General features: G+C 53.4%; 20 protein-coding genes. 13 read left to right on the forward strand and 7 right to left on the reverse strand.

Annotation, left to right across the window (positions count from 1 at the left end):
* The first annotated feature begins 331 nt into the window (after positions 1 to 331).
* Positions 332 to 886, forward strand: coding sequence for a type II secretion system protein (locus IE065_RS18275; RefSeq protein ID WP_189514947.1), 555 nt, complete (start codon positions 332 to 334; stop codon positions 884 to 886).
* A 229-nt stretch (positions 887 to 1115) separates the two neighbouring features.
* Entirely contained in the window at positions 1116 to 1658 is a 543-nt protein-coding gene (locus IE065_RS10960; RefSeq protein WP_189514949.1) for a type II secretion system protein, read from the forward strand.
* A gap of 43 nt (positions 1659 to 1701) precedes the next feature.
* On the opposite strand, the gene gcvT is transcribed toward IE065_RS10960, so the two are convergent.
* A complete protein-coding gene (gcvT, locus tag IE065_RS10965; protein WP_189514951.1) occupies positions 1702 to 2796 on the reverse strand; it encodes a glycine cleavage system aminomethyltransferase GcvT in 1095 nt (364 codons plus the stop codon).
* 90 nt (positions 2797 to 2886) lie between these two features.
* Positions 2887 to 3393, reverse strand: coding sequence for a PEGA domain-containing protein (locus tag IE065_RS10970; RefSeq protein ID WP_189514953.1), 507 nt, complete (start codon positions 3391 to 3393; stop codon positions 2887 to 2889).
* A gap of 268 nt (positions 3394 to 3661) precedes the next feature.
* Between IE065_RS10970 and IE065_RS10975 the strand changes: the two genes are divergently transcribed.
* Positions 3662 to 4768, forward strand: a complete 1107-nt coding sequence (locus IE065_RS10975) for a CNNM domain-containing protein (protein WP_189514955.1) — start codon at positions 3662 to 3664, stop codon at positions 4766 to 4768.
* Between the two features lie 129 nt (positions 4769 to 4897).
* Positions 4898 to 5293, forward strand: coding sequence for an aspartate 1-decarboxylase (panD, locus tag IE065_RS10980; protein ID WP_189514961.1), 396 nt, complete (start codon positions 4898 to 4900; stop codon positions 5291 to 5293).
* Positions 5294 to 5338: 45 nt separating this feature from the next.
* Here panD and IE065_RS10985 read toward each other — a convergent pair whose 3' ends face one another.
* The gene (locus IE065_RS10985; RefSeq protein ID WP_189514963.1) at positions 5339 to 6178 is read right to left on the reverse strand and encodes a helix-turn-helix domain-containing protein; all 840 of its coding nucleotides are present in this window, start codon (positions 6176 to 6178) and stop codon (positions 5339 to 5341) included.
* Between the two features lie 121 nt (positions 6179 to 6299).
* Positions 6300 to 8999 carry an FtsK/SpoIIIE family DNA translocase gene (locus IE065_RS10990; RefSeq protein ID WP_189514965.1) on the reverse strand — a complete coding sequence of 900 codons (2700 nt, stop codon included), beginning with the start codon at positions 8997 to 8999 and terminating at the stop codon, positions 6300 to 6302.
* A gap of 211 nt (positions 9000 to 9210) precedes the next feature.
* Between IE065_RS10990 and IE065_RS10995 the strand changes: the two genes are divergently transcribed.
* The 9 genes from IE065_RS10995 to IE065_RS11035 all read left to right on the forward strand — a co-directional run bounded on the left by IE065_RS10995 (position 9211) and on the right by IE065_RS11035 (position 16480).
* Positions 9211 to 10164, forward strand: coding sequence for a type I phosphomannose isomerase catalytic subunit (locus tag IE065_RS10995; protein ID WP_189514967.1), 954 nt, complete (start codon positions 9211 to 9213; stop codon positions 10162 to 10164).
* The gene (locus IE065_RS11000; RefSeq protein ID WP_189514969.1) at positions 10145 to 10888 is read left to right on the forward strand and encodes a hypothetical protein; all 744 of its coding nucleotides are present in this window, start codon (positions 10145 to 10147) and stop codon (positions 10886 to 10888) included. The genes IE065_RS10995 and IE065_RS11000 overlap by 20 nt, the downstream gene beginning before the upstream one ends.
* Positions 10863 to 11636, forward strand: coding sequence for an AsmA family protein (locus IE065_RS11005; RefSeq protein ID WP_189514971.1), 774 nt, complete (start codon positions 10863 to 10865; stop codon positions 11634 to 11636). Before IE065_RS11000 ends, IE065_RS11005 begins: the two co-directional genes overlap by 26 nt.
* An 85-nt stretch (positions 11637 to 11721) precedes the next feature.
* Positions 11722 to 12318, forward strand: a complete 597-nt coding sequence (locus tag IE065_RS11010) for a nucleotide exchange factor GrpE (protein WP_189514973.1) — start codon at positions 11722 to 11724, stop codon at positions 12316 to 12318.
* A gap of 5 nt (positions 12319 to 12323) precedes the next feature.
* Positions 12324 to 13469, forward strand: a complete 1146-nt coding sequence (gene dnaJ, locus IE065_RS11015) for a molecular chaperone DnaJ (RefSeq protein ID WP_189514975.1) — start codon at positions 12324 to 12326, stop codon at positions 13467 to 13469.
* A gap of 2 nt (positions 13470 to 13471) precedes the next feature.
* Entirely contained in the window at positions 13472 to 13975 is a 504-nt protein-coding gene (locus tag IE065_RS11020) for an adenylyltransferase/cytidyltransferase family protein (RefSeq protein WP_200163332.1), read from the forward strand.
* A gap of 2 nt (positions 13976 to 13977) precedes the next feature.
* The gene (purN, locus tag IE065_RS11025) at positions 13978 to 14565 is read left to right on the forward strand and encodes a phosphoribosylglycinamide formyltransferase (RefSeq protein ID WP_189514978.1); all 588 of its coding nucleotides are present in this window, start codon (positions 13978 to 13980) and stop codon (positions 14563 to 14565) included.
* Between the two features lie 59 nt (positions 14566 to 14624).
* The gene (locus tag IE065_RS11030) at positions 14625 to 15506 is read left to right on the forward strand and encodes a 50S ribosomal protein L11 methyltransferase (protein ID WP_189514980.1); all 882 of its coding nucleotides are present in this window, start codon (positions 14625 to 14627) and stop codon (positions 15504 to 15506) included.
* Between the two features lie 155 nt (positions 15507 to 15661).
* On the forward strand, positions 15662 to 16480 hold the full coding sequence (locus tag IE065_RS11035; RefSeq protein ID WP_189514982.1) for a PPK2 family polyphosphate kinase: 819 nt from the start codon (positions 15662 to 15664) through the stop codon (positions 16478 to 16480).
* A 42-nt stretch (positions 16481 to 16522) separates the two neighbouring features.
* On the opposite strand, the gene IE065_RS11040 is transcribed toward IE065_RS11035, so the two are convergent.
* From IE065_RS11040 to leuB, 3 genes are all read right to left on the reverse strand, one after another.
* The gene (locus IE065_RS11040) at positions 16523 to 17644 is read right to left on the reverse strand and encodes an ATP-binding response regulator (RefSeq protein WP_189514984.1); all 1122 of its coding nucleotides are present in this window, start codon (positions 17642 to 17644) and stop codon (positions 16523 to 16525) included.
* Complete coding sequence (locus IE065_RS11045) at positions 17628 to 20951, reverse strand: hybrid sensor histidine kinase/response regulator (RefSeq protein ID WP_189514985.1); 3324 nt, start codon at positions 20949 to 20951, stop codon at positions 17628 to 17630. Before IE065_RS11045 ends, IE065_RS11040 begins: the two co-directional genes overlap by 17 nt.
* A 241-nt stretch (positions 20952 to 21192) precedes the next feature.
* Positions 21193 to 22299, reverse strand: coding sequence for a 3-isopropylmalate dehydrogenase (gene leuB / locus IE065_RS11050; RefSeq protein WP_189514987.1), 1107 nt, complete (start codon positions 22297 to 22299; stop codon positions 21193 to 21195).
* Positions 22300 to 22551: the final 252 nt, after the last annotated feature.

A 22551-nucleotide genomic window follows, 5' to 3' on the forward strand; every position in this document is an offset into this window, starting at 1 on the left:
GAAGGGGGGGAGGGGGACTTCCTGAGCGGAAAATTGCATGCTAATAAGCAGGTTTTTCCGTTGATTTCTGCCGTGGTTTTCAGCTGGAAATAGGGTTCAATTTAAGGCTATGAGAGGGTGTTTAGATGTTTTTACGATATTTTATCACAGTTACAAAATGCTGCTAATGAATCTTTTGCACGTTTATCGGGAGTGATAGATGGGATGGGTAAGGGCCATGTCGGCTTATGTCTTGAGGGCCTAGCCAAACAACATTAGGTTGAGGACTCTATATCATACCAACGTTATACCGCCCTATTTGGGCCATGAATATCATCAACAATAATCCATCATGTGTATCATTACTCGGGCGAGCGCACGGCGCGGCGACTCTCCCTCAATACCTACTCGCGCGTCATCGGATACTGACAACCATTCTGCGTTGTTAGTGCCCAAGCGGCATCGTGGTTTCACTCTCGTGGAAATCATGGTTGTCGTAGTGATCATCGGTCTGTTAGCGGCAATCGCCTTACCGGCCTTCCAGAGAGCACGTCAACGCTCGCAAAATACCCGTTTGGCCAATGATTTGCGGCAGTTCAGTGGCGCTTTCGAGACATATAGTCTGGAGAACGGAGTTTGGCCACCCGACGTCAATCAAGGTATCCTGCCTCCTGAAATGGTTGGTTACATTGTCATCGATAAGTTTGAGTCAGGAACGATCTACGGTGGTAATTACGACTGGGAAGGACCAGGTGCCTTCAGCTTTATAGCTGGAGTCAGCATTCGTAGTTCAAATCTAGAAGACGAACAAGCGATTGGCATTGATGAAATTCTCGATGACGGTGATTTGAGCACTGGGAAGTTCCGAAACATTAGCGGTGCCTATGTATATATACTAGAGGAATGACCCTCTGTTACAGTGATTTCAGTAGCAACGCGGACGATGGATTTCGTCCGCGTTTTTTATGCATTTATTACTCATTTAAACAATTAGTTATCAAATGGTTATGGTTTGAACAGATGGTAAAAAAACGAGATATCCGGCTTGCTCGAAACTAACGGCTTGAGGGTGTTTACTTCAGGTCCTACGTATGAATGCTCATTCGATAGGCCATTATAACTAAAATTATCATCCAATGAAAAACCAACTCCCAAGCAATGCTCCGCGCAACGAACTTGCCCAACAGCGAGCTAATGCGCATCACTGTCCCGCTCAATCGGCACATTCGGCTCACTATTTGGGTTTCACCCTCGTCGAAGTCATGGTTGTTGTGGTAATCATCGGATTGCTGGCGATCATGGCGATGCCTGCCTTTCAGAAAGCGCGTCTGGGGACGCAAAACTCTCGAATGGCCAATGACTTGCGTATATTTAAACAAGGATTTGAGAACTATAATCTTGATCGCGGCGTTTGGCCGCAGGAAGTAGCCGCTGGCGTACTACCGACTGAAATGGCCGGTTTTCTGGCTGCCACTGTTTTTGAGGCCCGCACAGTAGTGGGCGGTCGCTACGACTGGAATTTCCAGAACGGGACTTATCAGGCGGGCATCGCAATTGCGGGATCGTTTATGGACGACGAACAGGCCACCAATATCGATTCCATGCTCGATGATGGTAACCTCAGCACAGGCGGCTTTCAAGGTGACGGTGGCGACTACGTGCTCATTTTAATGCCGTGATACGCCTTCTCGGGCGCGTAATTGGGGAAAACATGCCCCGAATCTAACGATGCAAAGGCGGTGCCTTGATCGTTAATGGGATGCGCTTGCCGCGAATGTCTACCGTAAGGTCTGCGAGGTCTGCGTCTGCGGCAATGAGTGCACTGCCGATTGGACAATTGAGGATAGGTGACTGCGTGCCGGACACCACAACGCCGACTTGCGTGTCTCCTGTGAAAACAGGTGTCTCCGCCCGAGCGATGCGGCGGTCATTCATCGTGAAAAAAATGAGCTGGCGCTTGGGGCCGTTGGCTTGCTCGTTGACCAACGCCTGCTTGCCAATGAAGTCGCCCGGTTTGTTCAGCTTAACAGTCCAGCCCACGCCGCCTTCGGTGGGGGTAATGTCGTCACCTAGCTCATGGCCATAGAGTGGCAGCCCAGCCTCTAGGCGTAGGCTATCCCGCGAACCTAGACCGCAAAGCGCGAGGCCAAGAGGTTGGCCAGCTTCGAGAATAGTATCGGCGAGTTGTCGCGCATGGCCCTGATGACAGTAGATTTCTACGCCGCCTTCACCCGTGTAACCAGTGCCGCAGATCAAACAAGGGATGCCAGCCAGCTCCGTTTCCAGGACTCGGAAGCGTTTGACCGCCAAGGTCTTGCCTGTTGGGGGTTCCGCGACGAGATTCAGGATTTCTATGGCCTTGGGGCCTTGGAGCGCGAGTTGGGCATAGGCCGCTGAAACGTCTTCAATGGTGCAGTCATAGCTGCCCTTATGGGCGTTTATCCAGTCGAGGTCCTTTTTTGTATTCGAAGCATTGAGGCAGAGGAGAAACTCGGTTTCACGCAGGCGGTAAACAATGAGATCGTCGACGACGCCACCGCTCGGGTGGCACATCGGAGAATACACGCCTTTGCCGATCGGAGTTCCCGCGATTTTATTAGGCAAAAGGTAATCCAAGAACGTCTCTGCGTCGGGGCCGGTGACGAGTGCTTCGCCCATGTGGCTGACATCGAACAGGCCAGCGCGCTCACGCACGGCCACGTGTTCTTCGAGAATGCTGACGTATTGGACGGGCATTTCCCAGCCGGCAAAGGGAACCAGGCGTGCGCCGTGGTCAAGGTGAAATCCGTAAAGGGGCGTGTGCTGAAGCTCGCTCATGAGTCGGATTGTCTAACAATCTGTCGCGGGGCCAAGGAAAAACCCGGCGATTACGAAAATCAGCCGGGTTGGTGGGAAGGATGAGGCCGTTTAGTTGGCGTAGAAACCGACAATCTGGTCGACGATGTATTTGTGCTCGACGGGGCCGATTTGGCCGGATTCGCGTCGGGCGTCAACTTCGGTAATGATGGCTGCCATTTCGCTGTAGGCGTCTGGGCCACGACTATTGGGCAGCACTTCGGTGACGAGCTGCGCTTTGATTGGTCGTGGGGATAGGTCGTAGTAGAGACCGGTATCTTCCATGACGCCAAAGCGCACTAAGCTTTCACCAGCATCATTGCGCGTTGGCATAACGCTTTCGTTCATTGTCTTGTAGCCCGTTTTTTCCAGAGTGATCTGGTGTGCTTTCAAACGACCTAGCTCAACTGTGGCTGGAGTTTTGCCATAGCTTTCGCCATTAATGGTGACATCGGCACCGGTCGGAAAAGAATAAATGGTAACTGGTTGCTCAAATCCTTCTTCGAAAAGCTCACAGCCGGAAAAAGTTATGGAGGCGGCCAGAGCCAAGGAAGCAACGAGAATTCTTGGAGTATGCATAACGTAAGGAGTTGTCTGGGAATGAAATCAAACGCCGTTTTTCAGAACCGGTCAAGGGAGAAAGCGAGCCCAATGAGGTAAATCTTTTATTCAATCTATCACCTTATGTATGCTTATGCAAAGTGTAACATGAAGGTGGCATTTGTAGGCGCGAGATATGCTTGCTTTTCAGGTTACCAACCTTTGACATATTAGATTATTTCCCAATGGAATCAGAAGACATAGAACCTTTCCCTAGCGCCGCGGGCCCTCGGTCCGCCCTCTTGCGATGACTGAATACATACCATTCGCCATTGCAGTAGTCTTTACACTTACGGTGTCCGCGTTCTGTTCGCTGCTGGAGGCAATGATTCTTAGCACGACCACTGCCGAAATCGAAGCTCTTAAGCAGAAGGCCCTACATCGAGGTGAACTGCTGGAGCGTTTTAAGGCCGATATCGAAGAAACATCGTCTGCGATCTTAAGCCTGAACACCGTTGCGAATACCTTGGGTGCTACGGTCACTGGTGTGTTGGCAGTACAGGTCTTCAGCGATTCGCCCTCATACATCGCTAAATACGTTGTGCCGGGCTCGATGACGGTGGGTATCTTGATCCTATCGGAAGTGATCCCGAAGAATTTGGGCATCCTCTACCGTCCGTCGTTACAGCCATACATGGTTTATCCGCTGCATGGCGTTCGCATGATCATGCTGCCCATCTCGTGGCTCTGCAAGACGCTGGTCCAGTTCATCGCCGGTAAGCGATATGTTGAGGAATCGGGCGAAGAAGAGATTATTCTGCTGGCTGAGAAGAGCGCCAAAGAAGGCACGCTGACTGCCGACGAAAGCTTGATCATCTCCAATGCACTGAGTCTGGACGACGTTAAGATTGGTGAAATTATGACTCCGCGCACCGTGGTGTCGGCCTTTGAATGCAGTGAGACGATTGGCTCCGTTTTTGCGCGCCTGCCCAACATCCCCTTTGCCCGTCTCCCGGTTTACGAGGAGAACATTGACAACATTATCGGTGTGGTGCGCCGCCGGGACTTGCTCAAGGCGAAAGCAGAAGACCGCGATAGCCTGACCATCAAGCGTTTGGTGCAGGAGGTTATTTACCTCCCTGACACCGCCAACGCCGCCCACGCGCTCCAGCAATTCCTCAAGCACCACCAGCAACTAGCGGTCGTGGTGGACGAGTTTGGCTCCGTTACTGGTGTGGTTACCATGGAAGACGTCATGGAGCATATTCTGGGTCAGGAAATCTTTGAAAAGGACGACATTGCTGTGGACATGCGTGAGCTGGCCCGCCGCAAACAGATGTCTGAGGCGCGTCGTGAAGCCCGGAATGATTCCGACGCCGAGGCCGCACGTGAGGCCAAAGAAGCAGCAGGATAGGCCTTACGGGGCTAATTGACGAGCTTGCTTGAGCCACCAAATTGGTAATTGTGCATTGACGGCGAGGCAAAGTTGATTTTTGTTATTTGATTCTGCGTACGGGATTTGCTGTAGGCGGATACAGGGGCAATGTTAGTCGATATTCTCAAGAGCAAGATTCTTCGAGCCGAAGTCACCCAAGCAGAGGTGGACTATGAGGGCTCGTTAGCCATTGATTCCGAGTTGATGGAGCGCATCGGCCTGCTCCCCTACGAGAAAATCCTCGTGGGGAACATCACTAATGGTGAGCGACTTGAAACCTACGCCATTGCGGCTCCCGCGGGTTCCCGTGAGTTTGCTCTCAATGGTGCTGCTGCCCATCGCGGCAAGCCAGGCGATCTGCTGGTCATCATGTCCTTTGCGCGTATGACGCCTGAGGAAGCCGCTAAGTGGTCTCCTCGTGTAGTCGTGCTAGCGGATAGTAACCGGACAATCATCAAAGAGCGTTTGCCAGACGAAACCGCGGCAGAATTTCGCGTTGTTTAGCCTAAAGGCGTAAGCCACCGGCCAACTGCCCCCCCCTCTGAGGCCTTACGGCGTGTAGGGACCGACTGCGTTGAAATACCAGCGCCCGATGCCAGTCATGCCTTCGGCGCGGAATTCACGTCCGTTAATACGCACGGCGATGTTTTCAATGTTTGAGGCAACGATCATGATCGGGCCTTCACGCATGAAGCTGATTTCGTCACCCGCTGCGATGGAGCCTGAGGCTTGGCGGATGCGTTCTTTAAATTCCTGATTTCCGTCGAGTGAGTTGACGACTACGCTGGTGTTGCCCAAGCCGATAATCGTTACTTCCGTTGGAGTGGCCGGGATGGCCGGATCGGCGGCGACCACAGTGTCGCTCTCTTGAATAGTTGTGTCCGGCTCGCTGGAGAAAATGGACTGCACCAGTAGTGTCAGCAGACTGATGATGATGAATACGCCGACGAAGATGCCGCCAATTTTCCAGTAGAGTGCAGTGTCTGACTGTTGCTCCATGGGCTCAGACGGCTGGCTGTCTGGGTTGGCCCGTCGAGGTTCTTCGTGTTGGCCAAAGGGGGGGGTGGATTCGCTGCTGCCGAGCGGCGTAGTGCGCTCAGGCAGATCCATGCGGCCAAAGAATTCCCGGGCATCACTACGTTTGACTTTGCTGCGGCCCATCATGGCGGCGTCGAAGTCGATCATCAGCTTATCGGTGTCGAGCTTCAGAAAGCGGGCATAGAGTTTGAGGAAACCACGCTTGTAAACGTCAGGCAGATCAAAATCGAAATTATTGTTCTCTAACGACAGCAACAAGTCGCCTCGAATTTTGGTGGCTTCGGAGGCCTCCCGTATCGAAATCCCTTGTCGCTTTCGCGCTTCTTCCAATCTGTCCCCGATATTCGGCATTAAACCTTAACGTTGTTGGGAAATATCGGCGGGGCGCAAGACGGAATTAATCATGCTCATGATTAACAAGGATTTAATCTGCTCAAATTGGTCAATTCAGCCCAGAAATCTGGAGTGATTTCTATTCGGCACCTTCGAGGATTTCGCGTGGGCTGGAGCCGTTGTCGGGGCCGACGATGCCCTCGTCTTCAAGGATTTCAATGATGCGCGCGGCGCGATTGTAACCAATTTTCAACTTTCGCTGGAGAAATGAAGTGGAGGCGCGTTGGTGGGTGCGAATAATTTCGATAGCTTGTGGCACGAGCTCGTCGTCAAACTCGCCTTCTACGCCTCCGCCATCGCTGTCACCTGCCTCGATCTGCTGTTGGACTTCTTCCGCATACTCAGGTTCACCGTTCTTGTCCTTGAGATATTCGACGATGTTGTTGATTTCGTCGTCGGACACAAATGCCCCCTGAGCGCGAACCAGGTTGGAGGTGCCGGGGGGGATGTAAAGCATGTCTCCCTTGCCGATGAGGGCGTCCGCTCCTTGTTGGTCAAGGATCGTGCGGCTGTCGACTTTGGAGGCCACCTTGAAGGAAATGCGGGTCGGCAAGTTGGCCTTGATGACGCCAGTGATGACATTTACTGATGGGCGTTGTGTGGCCAGGATCAGGTGAATGCCAGCTGCTCGGGCTAACTGAGCGAGGCGGGCGACGCCGGTTTCGATGTCTTGTGGCGCGACCATCATGAGGTCGGCAAGCTCGTCAATGATACAGACGATGTAAGGTAGCTTCTTTTTGGGAATCTCATAAGCGTCGTCATCGCGGGGGACTTCGAGTCCGGCAACACGTTCCTCGGGGGACATGCTAGCACCCTGTTCGCGTTCGAGCTGAGCGAGTTTTTCCTGCTCTTCCTTGTCGGTGGCCAGTTTCTTGTTGAAACCCGCAATGTTGCGCACGCCGACTTTGGCAAAAATCTGGTAGCGTCGCTCCATCTCGTTGATCAAATACTTCAGCGCGCCGGGGACCTTTTTGGGGTCGGTAACGACTGGGATCAGCATATGCGGCAGGTCATTGTAAACCTGCATTTCGACGACTTTCGGGTCGACCATGATGAAGCGCAAGTCTTCGGGCCCTGCGTAATAGAGCAGCGATGCGATGACGGCGTTGATGCAGACCGTTTTACCTGAGCCAGTGGACCCCGCAATCAGCATGTGAGGCATCTTGGTGAGGTCTTCAACGATGGCTTTGCCAGTCACGTCCTTGCCGAGTACGACGGGAATCTCGGCCTTGGACTCCGCCCAGGCCCTTGATTCGACGATTTCTTTCATGCAGACGGGCTTCGGGTGTCGATTGGGCACTTCCACGCCAACAGTGCCCTTGCCGGGCACTGGTGCGATGATACGTACGGCATCTGCCTTCAGGCCGAGAGCGATATTCTTATCGAGATTGAGGATTTTTTCTACGCGGACACCGGGGGCGGGGGTCACCTCATAGCGGGTGATGACGGGGCCGGTGAGGACTTCGGCGGGTGCCACTTTGACGTTAAACTCTTCCAGTGTCTGGATGAGCTGTGCGGCCATTTCCTCGTAGTTTTGGTGGTCATTGTCGTTGCTGTGCGGTGGATCAGCGAGGAGGCTGAGTGGAGGGAAAATGTAATCGCCACGGCGATCGGGGCGGTTGGAATCCGCTTTTTCCGTCTTCTCACTTTCAACAATGGTAATGCCGCCGACACGTCTGGTAACGCTTCCAGTGTCTTCGTCAGGCTCTGAGACCTGCTTAAAGGGTGGCGTTGTCTTGGCCTTGAAGGGGCCTGCCGTGCCTTTGGGCTTAAAGGGGGGGAGGGAAAGGCTTTCTTTTTTGGGTTTGGCTTCGGGGGGGGAGGGGGGGGGGAGGAAGCTCTCGTGGCCCTCGTCTTCAGCCTCCGCATTTTGTTCGATTTCAAATTCTTCGGCCTCAGGGATATAGTTATCCACTGCAGGTTCGGGATTACCGAGGATTGATTCGCCGGAGGTCAATGGCTTGCGAGCCACTTTCGGGCCGTCTTCCGCTAGAATCGCTTTTTTTGTTGAAGGTGGTTTCTTGGGGACGTCTTTTCGTTTCTCTGCGAGGTCGTTGGCGCGTTTGGCCTCGATTTCGTCCCGTGCGCGCTGTTTTTCATCGGCTAGCTGTTGTTTTGCGCGCAGTTCTGCACGTTGCTCGGCGAGTTCTGCCCGGCGGCGGAAGTAGGCGCGAATGTTATCAGTAAAGAGGAACAGTCCGCTGAAGAAGACCAAGGCACCCAGCAGGATGGCGTTGCCGAGCTCACCCAAATATAGTCGGGTGTAGTCGTTGCAAAGGATTTGGCCGAAACCACCGCCTGGCCCTTGGGGAAAGGGGCTGGAGTCTGGCGCTTCGGCTACTTTCTCGACCTGCACAGCGTCAACCGGCTGTGGTTCGGTCCCCCATTTATCAAAAAGCGTCGCGAGTCCGGTCAGAGCCAGAATAAAGACGAGCATTGATAGGTATAGGCGCATGCGCACACGGTGAGCGCGCTTGAAGAAGAGTAGGTAGGCCACCCAAAGGAACGCGAAGGGGATGAGCCAAGAGACGGCACCAAACATGCGCAGCAGCAGGGTGGCGGTATTGGCACCAAGCACACCAATTTTGTTCGTGGTCGTCTCTGCTTCAGCGCCAACGGCAAACTGGCTGGACTGTAGGCGCTCGAAGTCGAACATGGCCACCAGAAGCAGCACACCAATGAGTAGTATGACTATACCCCAAAGCGGTCGTGATTGCTCACGAGGGGCAAACGATTTCTTTTGAGGTGCGGATTGCGTTTTTTTGCCGGATGCGGCCATAATAAAGAGGAATCAAAAATACCAAGCGGAGGTGTTAAAACAAGCCATAAGGAGAAAGCTGGACGCTTCAAGGCAACCTTAGTGTTTTAATTGAGTCTACTATCAATAACATTTGCGCCAGTTCTAGGCCTATTGATTCATCATGCCGATGGTGGAGCGACTACTAAAGTGCCTTATTGACCAATAAGCTAGAGTGAGTAAGTTTAATTCAATGCGTTTTATCTCTTTCAAGCCAATTTATCAACAACGTGTTTGGGGTGGCCGTGGCCTCGAAGCCAAACTGGGTCGCTCGTTGCCAGATGACCAGCCTTACGGGGAATCCTGGGAAATCGTCGACCGTCCCGAGGCCCAAAGCGTACTGCATGGTGCGGAGTTGAGCGGGCTGACGCTGCGTGCGGCTCTGGAAAAACATGCGACTGAGCTGATGGGGCCGGATTGGAACTCCCAGACGCCGTTTCCTATCCTCGTCAAGTGGCTTGATTGTCAGGAGCGCCTCAGCCTGCAAGTGCACCCACCGGCAGACATTGCGCCGAGCCTCGGTGGTGAGCCGAAGACGGAAAACTGGTATGTTGCCGATTCCGAGCCCAGTGCGGGTCTGATCGTCGGCCTGAAAAAAGGTGCCACGCGCGAAGAATTTGAGCGCCGTCTGGCGGATGGCTCACTTGAAGAATGCGTGCACCGCATGAAGGTAAGTCCAGGCGAATCAATGTTTGTCCGCAGCGGCCGCATCCATGCCATCGACGGCGGGAACCTTATCTTGGAAATCCAGCAAAACTCGGACACTACGTATCGCGTCTACGATTGGGGGCGTGTCGGTCTGGACGGCCAGCCGCGCCAGCTTCATGTGGAGGAATCGCTCCAGTGCATTAACTTCGAGGACTTTGAGCCGGAGACGATTAAGCCAGCACCCGGGGAGCAGACGCTGGTTGAAAGCGAAATCTTTAATCTGACCAAGCGTGAGCTTCGGGCGGGTGAACGTTTGGAATTCTCTGCGAACGAGCAGCCCCGCCTGCTCAGCGTTGTCCAAGGCAGTGTGCGTGATCTGGAAGACGGTGCCAAAGTCCCCACCGGCGCAAACGTCCTTCTGCCTTACGAATCGGCTTTCACTTTCGTCGCGGCCAAGGACAGCGTCGTACTCATCACGGATGGTTTTGCGCACGGTTAAATTCGCGGCGAAAACCGCAGTTTTATTTTGTCTGCTGGCCGTTTCTGGGCTGCAAGGGCAGTCTACCGGGGCCTCGCCTGCGCATACGGTTTCGCCCGAGCTCTCGGACGAAGATGTCTGGAGCTTTATTGGCTATCTTTATGGCTACGATGAAGAGGAGGAGGCCAAACTTGCGCGTTTGACGCCCGAGCAAAAGGCTAACTACATCCAGAATGTTCGCCAGATGGCGCAGGATATGAACGTGAAGAACCCCAATGAATTCACCCATGAAGAGGTGGTGTATTTCTCCACGATGCGGGAAACCTTCCGCCGTTCCAAGATGGACCTGCGTTTTGCCTTGGAATACGGAAGGACAATGACGGAGGCCGACGCGATCCGAATTGGTCAACTGGCCGCCGTCATGATTCGAGATTATCAGAAGGAACCGAATCTTGCGGATTTGGTCTATGACCGCTACAGCCCGGAGTATCCGATTCCCACCGAGCTGGGTTTTCTCAATCCATTACGCGTCCGCGTGGCGAAAAATGCGGTTGAAATGCAGCTCTACACCAACGTCTATAAACCCAACGGGCCGCAGGTACGCATTTATGTGCTGGCCGATGAGGAAAATGATGCCTATCAGGTTTTTTACGAAAATAATTTGGAGAAACGAAAAATCTGGCGAGTTGCTACGCCACGGACACAGATAAAATCATCGTATGGGCCTGTTCAAAATCGTCACTAAGCCAATTGGCTGCCTGCTGACTCTCGTCGGCGCTCTGGTGGTGGGCATTGTCCTGCTCGCGGTCGGATTTATCTGGGCGGTGGATGAGCTGTCACCCGAGATCGCCGAGCGCGCCATTACTGAGGCGACCGGTTTCCCGACTACGGTTGAGGATGGTAGCGTTAGCTTTAAGAACCAGACGCTTACGCTGACAAATATCGAGATCGACAGCCCGAATGACTTTCCTGATCGCGAGTTCCTGCACATTGCGGAGTTTACAGTTGGCTTGGACCGTCAGAACTGGAATGCCGAAAAAATGGCCCTCAGCGAGGTAACACTGATTATCGACGAGCTGTCCTTTGTTCAAGGCAACACCGCTGTCTCCAATCTGGAAGCCTTTATTGAGTCTGCCGAGGAAAACTGGGCCAAGGCCATCCTGCAGATTCAGGAGCAGGCTGCCGAAAAAGATCAGACCGTTCCGGGTAAGCTAGTCATTGCCGAGCTTAATCTGGAACTGCGCCGCGTGAAGCTAGCCAATGTATCCGGCCCGGAGACCATTTACCGCGTGTTGGATGTCAACTACGCCAAGACGTTTCAGAATGTGGAGGAAATCCGCCCCATCATTGAAAGCATCGCGGCAGATCTACAGGCTAATGGTCTGGAGAATATTGCCCAAACCCTTCAGCAAAAAGATCAGGAGATGGACGAGCAAACCGTCATCAAAATGCTTGAAGAGCAGATGCGTAACAACCTCGCCAATCCGCAATAGTGCGGAAAATACGCTTGCCGCGCAAAAAATTCCTTTGTTTTAGGGCTTTTTCGGTTAAGTTAGGCAGCTTTTCTTAATTCAAGTCATGAGCAGCGATACCCAAAAACCAATCGACGAAGAGCCGCAGCCCAATCCAGGGGCAGCCGACGCCGACGCGGCAGAAACCGGTGCGGAGGACGGCGTGAGCGCCTTGTTGGCGCAGATCAACCAGCTACAGGAGGATTTGGCGGCCCAAAAAGACCGCACCCTGCGCGCCGTAGCCGACCTAGATAACTATCGTCGCCGCGTCTCCCGCGAAAAAGATGATTTGCGCAAAAACGTGGAGTCAGGCGTCATCGAAGACCTTTTGCCAGCCTTGGATAATTTCCAGATGGGCCTCGATCACGCCGCCAAGGCGTCCAGCGCCGCAGATGTCGCGAAGGGGTTCGAATTCATCGTTTCACAGATTTCGCAAATCCTTGAGCAGCGTGGCCTTGTCCAGGTGATGCCGAAGATTGGTGACGAATTTGACCATCACCAGCATGACGCCGTGGGCCACGAGGCTAGCGACGAGACGCCCGATCATCATATTCTCAAGGTGATGCGTGTGGGCTACCAACTCCACGACCGCCTGTTGCGGCCCGCCTCTGTGGTGGTGTCCTCTGGCCCAGCTAAGGCTGGCGAAACTGCGCCTGAATCTTGAACACGATGCCACACGATTACTACGAGCTACTGGAGGTTGCGCGGGAAGCCACTCAGGACGAGATTAAGAAGGCCTACCGCAAGATGGCCATCAAGTATCACCCGGACAAAAACCCAGACAATCCTGAGGCTGAAGAAAAGTTTAAGGAAATTTCCGAAGCCTACGAAGCGCTCAAAGACCCCGACAAGCGGGCAGCTTATGATCGCTACGGCCATGCCGCCTTCCAAGGTGCAGGCGGCGGCGGCGGCGGTTTCCATGACCCCTTTGACGTCTTCCGCGACTTCTTTGGTCAAGGTGGCGGCGGCGGCCAAGGCGGCGGTGGCGGCATCTTTGAAGAGTTTTTCGGTGGCGGCGGTGGCGGCCAACGTGGCGGCCCGACCCAGGGTGAGAATCTCGGCGAAGACCTAGAGATTTCCTTGGAAGAAGCAGCCGAAGGCGTGACGAAAGAAATTGCCTACCGTCGACACGAAACCTGTGACTCTTGTGATGGATCTGGCGCAGAATCCGGCAGCTCCCGCGTTAAATGCGGGACTTGTGGTGGCGTTGGCCAAGTCATCTCGTCGCGTGGATTTTTCCAGGTACGCCAAGCTTGCCCGACTTGCCAAGGGCAGGGCACAACGGTTGAGAAGCCGTGCGGCAGCTGCCGCGGACACGGCGTCCAAGTTAATACACACAAGGTCAAGCTGAACATCCCGGCGGGCGTTGACACCGGTTCGCGCCTGCGATCACGTGGTAATGGGAACGCTGGCCAGCAGGGCGGCCCCTACGGCGATCTTTACGTCACCTTGCACATTGCGCCGCACGAGATATTTGAGCGCCACGGTGACGACCTGTATTGCCTGATCCCAATTAAGTTTACGCTGGCAGCCCTCGGCGGGATGATTGAAGTGCCGACGCTCACCGGGCGCGCTTCGCTCAAGATTCCTTCGGGCACGCAAGGGGGCACTAAGTTCCGTTTACGTGGCAAAGGCATGCCTGCTTTGCGTGGCAACCACATCGGCGATGAAATTGTCCGCGTGGAAATTGAAGTGCCTAAGAAGCTTGGGGGCGAAGAACGCGCGGCCTTGGAAAATTTCGCTGAAGTCTGTGGCGACGCCGACGAGCCCGTTGAAAAAGGATTTTTCGATAAGGCGAAAAAGTGGTTTGAATGACGATGACGGATTTGCCTAATCCTCGCTTGCTCAGTCTTCGCGATGCGGTAGCCCGCCGCGATAAGCTGCGCACGGAGGGGAAGCAGGTTGTCCTGACAAACGGCTGCTTTGATCTGCTGCATACAGGGCACGTTTATTTCCTAAGTGAAGCAGCCAAGTTGGGTACTGCGCTGTTCATCGCCCTGAACGGAGATGCCAGCGTGCAAGCGCTCAAGGGGTCAACTCGCCCGGTTCAGAATGCTACCGAGCGTGCTTATTTGCTTGGTCAGCTGAACTTTGTCGATACGCTGATCACTTTCGGCACGCCCCGCCTCACGGCGGAAATTAAGGCCCTCAAACCCGATGTTTATGCCAAGGCGGGGGATTACACTCTGGAGACACTGAACCTCGAAGAACGCTCGGCATTGGAAGCCGCTGGAGCGCAAATTCGCTTCCTACCTTACCTTGAAGGCTACAGCACCACGTCTTTGATTGCCAAGATCAACGCCGCCGCCCAAACTTTTTAACTATGTATCGCGTTGCCATTTTAGGTTCTGGTCGAGGCAGCAATGCCGAGGCGATTCTTCGCGCTCAGGAAGAGGGTCGCCTGGGTCCCACACATGTGCTCGGCATTTTTTCCGACCAGCCCCACGCCCGCATTCTCAAGCTTGGGCCACAGTTTGACACGCCCAGTGTCTATCTCGACCCCGGCCCTTACAAAACGAAATTTACGCCCGACGCCGAGGCCCACTGGGCGCACGCTATCGAAAGCGTTTCGCCTGATCTTGTCGTTTTGGCGGGCTTTATGCGCGTGCTTAAGGCACCGTTGCTCAAGGCATTTGCTGGGCGGATCATTAATCTGCACCCCAGTCTTTTACCGGATTTTCCGGGGCTCAACTCGATCAAAGCGGCTCATGAAGCAGGGGTAAAGGAAACCGGATGTACCGTTCACTGGGTGAACTCCGAAGTCGATGGCGGGGAAATTATTTCCCAAGCCAAGGTGCCGATCTATGCTGAGGATTCACTGGCCGATCTCGAGGCGCGTGTGCACATGGCTGAACACGCTTTGCTGCCCGCAGTGATCCGCAAGCTTTCCGAGGCCGCTGCCTTTAATTAATACTGACCTGCTGCGCGACTTAACGCTGCGTCGCAAAGCAACTCATACATCGCAAAGCTATGCACGAAGTCTCCTGCATTATTTCTAATGAACTTGCCGAATCGCTCGAAGACTACTTCTGCGAATACGTGCGCTCATCTTGGTGTTTGCTTCGTATTCGCGATGAAGACCCGATCACGCTCCAGGGCTTTTTCCAGGAACGTGTCGAGGCTGAGCGTGAGTACGCCGAGATGCGCGAGCAGTTCACTGAGCTGCCTGCTGCTCCCAACTGGCGTGAGTTTGACGACAAGGAATGGCAGGATGCTTACAAGGCTTTCATCGATCCGTGGTCCTATGGCGACCTGCATTGGGTGCCTGTTTGGCGGCGTGATGATTACGTCGTTCCCGCTGGTGAAACCGCTGTTTACCTCGACGCAGGCATGGCCTTTGGCACTGGAGCGCACGAGACTACACGCCTGATGGCTAAGCGTCTGTTGGACTTTCGAAACGCCTACACCGGCTTTGCCACCAAGCGCGTGATCGACGCCGGTTGTGGTAGCGGCATTCTCGCAATGTCGGCTGCTAAGCTCGGTTTTAACGAAGTTTACGCCTTTGATCGTGATCCTGAGGCTGTTCGCGTCAGCATCGAAAATCGCGCCTTCAATGATCTACCCGACGCAAGTGTGGCCTTTGTCGAAGCGGGCCTGGAAGATGGACTTATCAATCGCAAGGCCGACCTCATCCTCGCGAACATTCAGGCCGATGTTTTAAAAATCCATGCTGAGTCTTTGGTCGCCGCTACAGCACCCGGGGGCGTTTTGGCCCTGAGCGGTATCCTTGCCGAAGAAGTCGACAGCGTACGCGCAGTCTTTGCTCCATTGGTTGAGGCCAAGTTCGGTGAGGTGAAAATCGATTCGCGCGTTGACGGCGAATGGTGCGACCTGACGGTTTTCGCGAGCTGAGTTCGGAATTAGCGAAAACGAGTTCAACAATCAGACTGCAAGGACGATTCAGGAAACTAAGCGTATTGCCGCCTTCTCATTAGTTAGCGTCGATATTGTCCTTGTCCTAGTGGGTCGTTTCGGGTGACAGTGAGTAAACGCTTCAGACACATGCTATGGAACTGAGTGACTACAAGCACTACTTGATCAAGAAGGACCAAAACGACAACTTGTCGAAGGTCTCACCTGACCCTTGGAAAGACCTTCCGGAATGCAAGAAGGAGGCACGGGAGGAGCTGAGTGATCTCCACATCCGTCTCGCCGAGTTACAGCAGCGATTCTTTGTCGATAAGAGTAAAAAGCTGCTTTTTGTGCTGCAAGGCATGGATACCAGCGGAAAGAATGGCACGATCAAGCATGTCTTCCGAGGGGTAAATCCACAGGGCGTCCACGTATCGAGCTTTGACAAGCCAACGAGCCACGAGCTGGCGCATGATTATCTGTGGCGTGTGCACCGCAGCACGCCAGCAAACGGTGAGATTGTGATTTTTGACCGTAGCCATTACGAAGATGTGCTCGCGGTGCGGGTGAATGAATTGCGTCCTAAGGCTATCTGGAAAAAGCGCTTTCGCCACATTAATGATTTTGAGCAAATGCTGATCGACGAAGGCACGATCATCCTCAAGTTCTTTCTTCACATTGATCGCGCTACGCAAAAGGAGCGTCTGCAAGAGCGACTGGATCGGCCCGAAAAAAATTGGAAATTCGATCCATCGGACCTCGTAGCCCGCAGTCGATGGGAACAATATGTGGAGGCCTACGAGGAAGTCTTCGACAAGACGAGCCACCTAGATGCACCGTGGTATGTCATTCCGGCCAATAAGAAATGGGCGCGGAACTTATTGGTCGCTCGTATCGTCGTAGCTTGTCTGGATGATCTCCAATTGAGTTACCCCAAAGTCACATACGATCCGAGCAGCATCCAAATCGATTAGCGTGCAAGCAGCGGCGCGGGTCCGAGCATCGCTGGCGTCAAATTAGTTGGAAAATGTCACTCGAAAAACCGCGCTTTCATTGGGAGGGCTAATCAACTCTACGTCGCCACCCTGAGCGACCATTAATTCTTTCACCAATGCCAAGCCTAGGCCGAATGACGCTTCGCCCGCAGTGGGGTGTGCAGATAGTCGTTCAAAGCGACGATAAAGTCGGGCGTAGTCTTCGGGCTTAAAACCGGGTCCCTCGTCACTTACCAGTAATTGTGGTCGTCCAGTGCTGTCACTAAGGGCTTGGATCGTGACTGTTTTGTCTTTGGGTGAATATTTTACTGCGTTACTGACGAGGTTGTCCACTACCTCGGTCAACAAGGATCGATCTGCATGGACAATCGGAGAGTTCCCGGGATCGAAGTTCAGAGTGATATGTTTTTTGAGAGATTGACCGGTATTGCGAATGCCGACAGTCTCGAAAACTGCTGATAGGGGGAATTCAGAAAACTCGGGCTCAAAATGGCCAGTGTGGCTGATCTTTGCGTTTAGGAGTTCACTAAGCGTATAGAGCGTCTTGTCTGCGCTTGCCGCCATAGCGCGTAGTAGCTTGAAGTTGGATTCGGGAAAATCTCCCGAATGCTGCTCTGGGTAGTCTTCTAACAAGACGTCAATAAGGGCACGGATGGAGGCAATGGGCCCTCGGATATCGTGTGCGATGATGCCAACGAGTTCGCTTTTCTGCATAAGGTGGTGCTCTAGATCCTTGCGCTGTGCTTGTAACTTGAGGTGTGTGTGTACTCGGGCAATTAGTTCCGTTGGTCTGAAAGGCTTGGTCACATAATCGACGGCACCAGCCTGAAATCCAGCTTCGATGTCATCCGATTCCACCCGAGCGGTTAGAAAAATTACGGGTACGTCAGCCAATTGTTTTCGGGTTTTGAGCTGACGGCAGCAGGCGAGGCCATCCATGCCGGGCATCATAATGTCCAATAGAATCAGATCAGGTGTGTGTGCATTCAGCCATTCCAAGGCCTCCTCACCACTGATGGAAAAGGCCATCGATAAGCTTTCACCGGACAGGGTATTGCCTAGCAGTCGCAGATTTTCGGGTTGGTCGTCAACCGCTAGGACTAAGGGTTGAGATTCGGATTTAGATTTATCGATGAGTTCCATGAGCATTTTCTTTGAGCAGGTTTAATTGCTCCCTCAGGATTGACAGTAACTGCTTGATTGCCACGACATCAAAGGTCTGCGCGGCTTGCTTCAACTCGTCACCAGTAGCCTTAAGCCAACTGGCTTGATGTTGTTTTGAGATGTTTGAGATGTGTTCGGCCAACGCATCAATGTCATTCATAATAATACCGCTATGGTGGCGTTGCAACTCAGTCAGTAGGATTTCGATCACATCCGCCGGGAGTGAACTTGAACTATTCGTGTCAGGCGTGGTATTGCATGCAAACGGTATTGGCGTTCGCCACTCAGTATCGCCCTTTAGCCACCGGTGGCAGGCGTCCAGCAGTTTATGCGGTGCGACGGGCTTGATGAGGCACTCGTCAAAGCCTTCGTCCATTAATGCACTTTCTGAGCGTTGTAGGCTCGCGGTTACAGCAATGATTGGCGTCTGGGAAATGTTGGGGTTCTCACGTATTTTCTGGCAGACTTCCCAACCGTCCATGTCTGGCATAGCGATGTCGAGTAATATGAGGTCGGGGTGATGTTCGATGGCCATAGCCAGACCTTCTTTGCCGTTCTTGGCTTCCAGCAAAGTCACTTGTGTGTAGTCCGCGAATACTGCTCGTATTAGGTCTCGGTTGGTCGACACATCATCGACGACGAGGATGCTTGCTTCATGGAAGATGATCCGTCGGTTCGATTTGTTGGCAATTGCCGTGGGGTCCAATATGGCTTGAGGCACATTCGGCAGATTGAAGCGGAATGTTGTTCCTTTGCCCTCGACGCTTTCATAGTCGATAACTCCGCCCATCAGGTTGACGAGTTTGGCGGAAATGGCTAGACCCAGTCCGGTGCCTCCTTGGGCGGAGTTTCCAGCTTGCTCAAAGTTGCCAAATGCGCGCGATCGGAACGATTCTGGAATGCCACGCCCGGTGTCACGGACGGAGAAAGATAAGTCAAAGAGGCCGTTTTTTTCCTGCCCGTCGACACTCAATGATATAGAACCGTTATCAGTAAACTTGGTCGCGTTGGACAATAAATTCAGCAGTACTTGGCGGAGACGGAAATCGTCGATGAGCAAATTTTCCGGCAACAGATCCGCGACTTGAGAGTTGAGCTTTATGCCCTTGGCGTCGGCTTGGAGGCGGAAGACGTCCTTTAGCTCAGCGAACTCCTTGCGCAGGTTAACTGGTTTGGGGGCTAATTCGATTTTCCCGGCTTCAATCTTGGCGAGGTCGAGGAGGTCATTGATCAGGCTCATCAGGGTCTTTCCGCTGGATCGAATGGAGCGGAGGAACTGAGCTTGCCGTGCGTCCTCGATCTCATTGCTCAGCAGTTCTGCAAAACCGAGAATTGCATTCATCGGTGTACGGATTTCGTGACTCATGTTCGCGAGGAAGTTGGTCTTGGTTCGATTTGCGGTCTCGGCTTTTACGCGCATGGCGATCAGCTCCTGTTCGCGGAGCACGTCTTCGGTGATATCGGCCGTAAACATGATGATGCCGCCGACAGAATCATCCACATCTGTCCATGGGCGAATTTCCCACCGGATATAATGTTTGTGATCTGAGTCTGGTGCTTGCCAGCAGTCGCGTTCACTGTAGGCGTTTTCTCCGGCCAAACAGCGTTGGTGGATGTCTTTCCATTCGTCGGTTATATTGGGGAAAACTTCGTAATGTGATCGGCCAATCAGGGTCTGGCCCTCGAGACTGTAGTCGGTCATCCAGCGGTTGCTGGCGGCAATGTAGCGCATCCTGCGATCAAACATAGCTACGGCTGCTGGCGCATGGCTAACGTAGGCTTCCAGTCGTGATTTTTGACGATTAAGGGCCTGCTGGACTTGCTCCAGTTCTTGAAAGCGTTTTTTGCTCAGGTGAAATAAATAAACTAAGGCTGCCAAGATGATGGCGAGCACGCTGCCGCCGACTAAAAAAAGTGCTTCCAGACGACGGTCGATGGCAATCGATTGTGCATCTACGGTTACTTGAAGCGCCACGTTAGGACTTAATGCAACGGTGTGAACGCCTATGGGTAGCTCGCTGGATGAGGCCTCGGGAAGCACGAGGGGGGTAATCCGAAAGCTCCCGATATCAGGGAGTTCATTCTCCATCGACTTAAGGGCGTCCGCGATGAAAAGCTGCTGGTCCACTACGGCGATTAAAAGCACGTGTCCGGCGTCCGTGTGGTTGGTGTCGGGCTCAAATACCCAATAGCAAAGGTTTTCTTGGCCGACGGGCTCCGGTGCTCGCGAAATCTCGATTTCAGCAGTATCGCGGAGCGGCCGCATCTCCTCGTCCAGCCATTGGTCGAAACGTTTGGATTCGGTGGCTGGGTAACGCCAGTCAACGCCGATCTCTGGTTTGCGAACGCGCATGTATTCCAGCGAATGAAAGTCAGTGAGATAATGGGCAGCGTCGGTCTCCCATAGTCTAAGTTGGGCCTTTTCTTTCTTTACCACTCGACCTGCCATTCGGGAGAGCGCCAGTTTTAATTGGACATTATGCGAATCCAGTAGATCGGAGAGAAATGCCGCTCGCACATTGGCGAGTTCCTGGCGCCGCTGTTCTGATTGTGTTGCAAAACCGAGGTAGATTGAGCCAACAGCGAATAAGGTTCCGACCAGCGTTGGCACCCACATCAAGCGAAATGCGGCATCGTAAGAAGCACGCCCGCAGCGAAAACGTTGCATGATCAACCCTACCGACAAGAGGAAAAATCCGGCCGCCGTATGGACTGCCATTTCCGAAAAACGTGCCCCCACCCAAATGATGTTTGGAATATCGACTACATAACAGAACAAAGCGGCACCCGAAAACCCGCCCAGCAGGCAGGCAACCAGTATAATGCACACTTCGATTTTTGGCTCTTTTATCGGTAGCACTGCGAGTACCATCGCGATGCCTCCCAGCAGAAAAGAAATGCTGGTTAGCAGAGACATGCGTCCTGGTTTGGGGGAATTATCCGCAATGAAGGGGACTCCAAGCAAATGATCGATACCAAGATCCCAACCCAAGATATGCTGTAAAAGGTTAAGTAAGCCCCATAGGAGCAACATACCAGCAAGCCAGCGCTCTAGCTGCCAACGGTTCCAGCGCGGGTCTGATAGGTAAAGTAGGCCGCAGGCAAAAAACAGAAATCCTAATGCGGTAGACGCCTGCATCGGCGCGAGGCCGGGAGCAATCTGCACAATAGCGCTGATTTCCAGCAACCAACCAAGCAAGACCACTAGTGCTGTTAGCGCAACTATAAGCGAAATGCCCGTAGATGCTGGACATCGGCGTTGTTCGCCATCTGGCGGTGAAATCATTGCCAATAATCTAACATCACGTAATCCCGTTGGCGAATGAATTTTACTTAAATGGTATGAATCTAGTGTTTTGGTTCTTAGGTAAACTGATTACTCAACAAATCAGGAATGTGAAATGAGATAGCTTAAAGCCATCTTTAAGCTATTGGGTTCAGGGACAGCATATACTGAAGACAAAAAAAGGGGGGGCCATTACTGGCCCCCCTTCAAATTCGTTCGGTTACTTTAACTTTTAATCTTTTTACTTTAATCTTTCAATAATCGCCTTGGCCATTTCGCGGGTGCCAATGCTGGATTTACCAAAAGCAATATCTCCCGTACGAATGCCGTCTTGGACAGTCTTCTTGACGGCGTTGCCGATGCGGTCTGCGATGGCGTCGTAGCCAAAGCTGTAACGGAGCATCATGGCGGCAGAGAGGATTTGTGCGCATGGGTTGGCGATGCCTTTGCCCGCGATGTCTGGTGCGGTGCCGCCAGCAGGCTCATAGAGGCCGAAGGGCTTGCCGAAGCGGTTTTGTCCGGTGCCGAGGCTGGCGCTGCTCATCATACCGAGCGAGCCGCAGATCACGCCCATTTCGTCGGAGAGAATGTCGCCGAACATATTCTCCGTAAAGAGCACGTCGAACTGGTTAGGATCACGCGCCAACTGCATGGCAGCGTTGTCCACATACATGTGGCTCAGTTCGATCTCGGGGTGGTTCTTTTTAAAATAGTCCGTGACGGTCTGCCGCCAGAGAACGGAGGTTTCGAGCACGTTTGCTTTGTCGACGGAGCACACACGCTTGCCGCGCCCGTAGGCGGCGATGGCGGCGACTTCAGCAATGCGTTCGATTTCACTGGTCTTATAAACCATGGTGTCGATCGCTTCCTTTTGGCCGTCGTCGAGGGTGCGGGTTGATTTGGGCTGGCCGAAGTAAATGCCACCAGTCAATTCGCGGATGCAAACGATGTCGATGCCGTCGGGAATGCGGTTGGTCTTGAGCGGGGAGGCATCCACTAGCTCTGGGAAGAGTAGGCCAGGGCGAATGTTGGCGAAGAGGCTGAATTCCTTACGTAGGGGTAGAAGAGCCGCGCGCTCAGGCTGCTCCTTGGGCGGCAGGTTTTCCCACTTGGGCCCGCCGACCGAGCCGAACAGGATCGCGTCCACGCCACGGCAGACCGATAGCGTGGACTCAGGGAGTGCTTCGCCGTGGTTGTCGATCGCGATACCGCCGACGTCGGCGGTGGCGAAATCGAGGTCCAGCGCCTCTGGTTTGGTCGCGGCGGAGAGCACCTCCAACGCAACTTCCATAACTTCAGGCCCGATTCCATCTCCGGGCAATACTGCAAATTTCAAGGTTTCGCTCATAGGGAAAGCCTCTTGAAAAAGGCGCGCCGCTATGAAAACGCAACGGAATTTTTCAAGCCCTGTGGCCTTGGGGCCATAGTCCTTTGTCTAACTGTTCATCTAGGGGCGTGCCCGTTATCCTTAACGAGCAAACATCGGCCTCACTGTTTTCAGTCAGTTGAAACTGCCCGATAGAGATATCGGGCGCTGCCTTAGTGGAATCCATAAGTTTTTTCATGACATAGCTGCGGGACCAGCGCCTCTTTAACAGAA

This window comes from Cerasicoccus arenae, from assembly GCF_014651635.1.
GTDB lineage: Bacteria > Verrucomicrobiota > Verrucomicrobiia > Opitutales > Cerasicoccaceae > Cerasicoccus > Cerasicoccus arenae.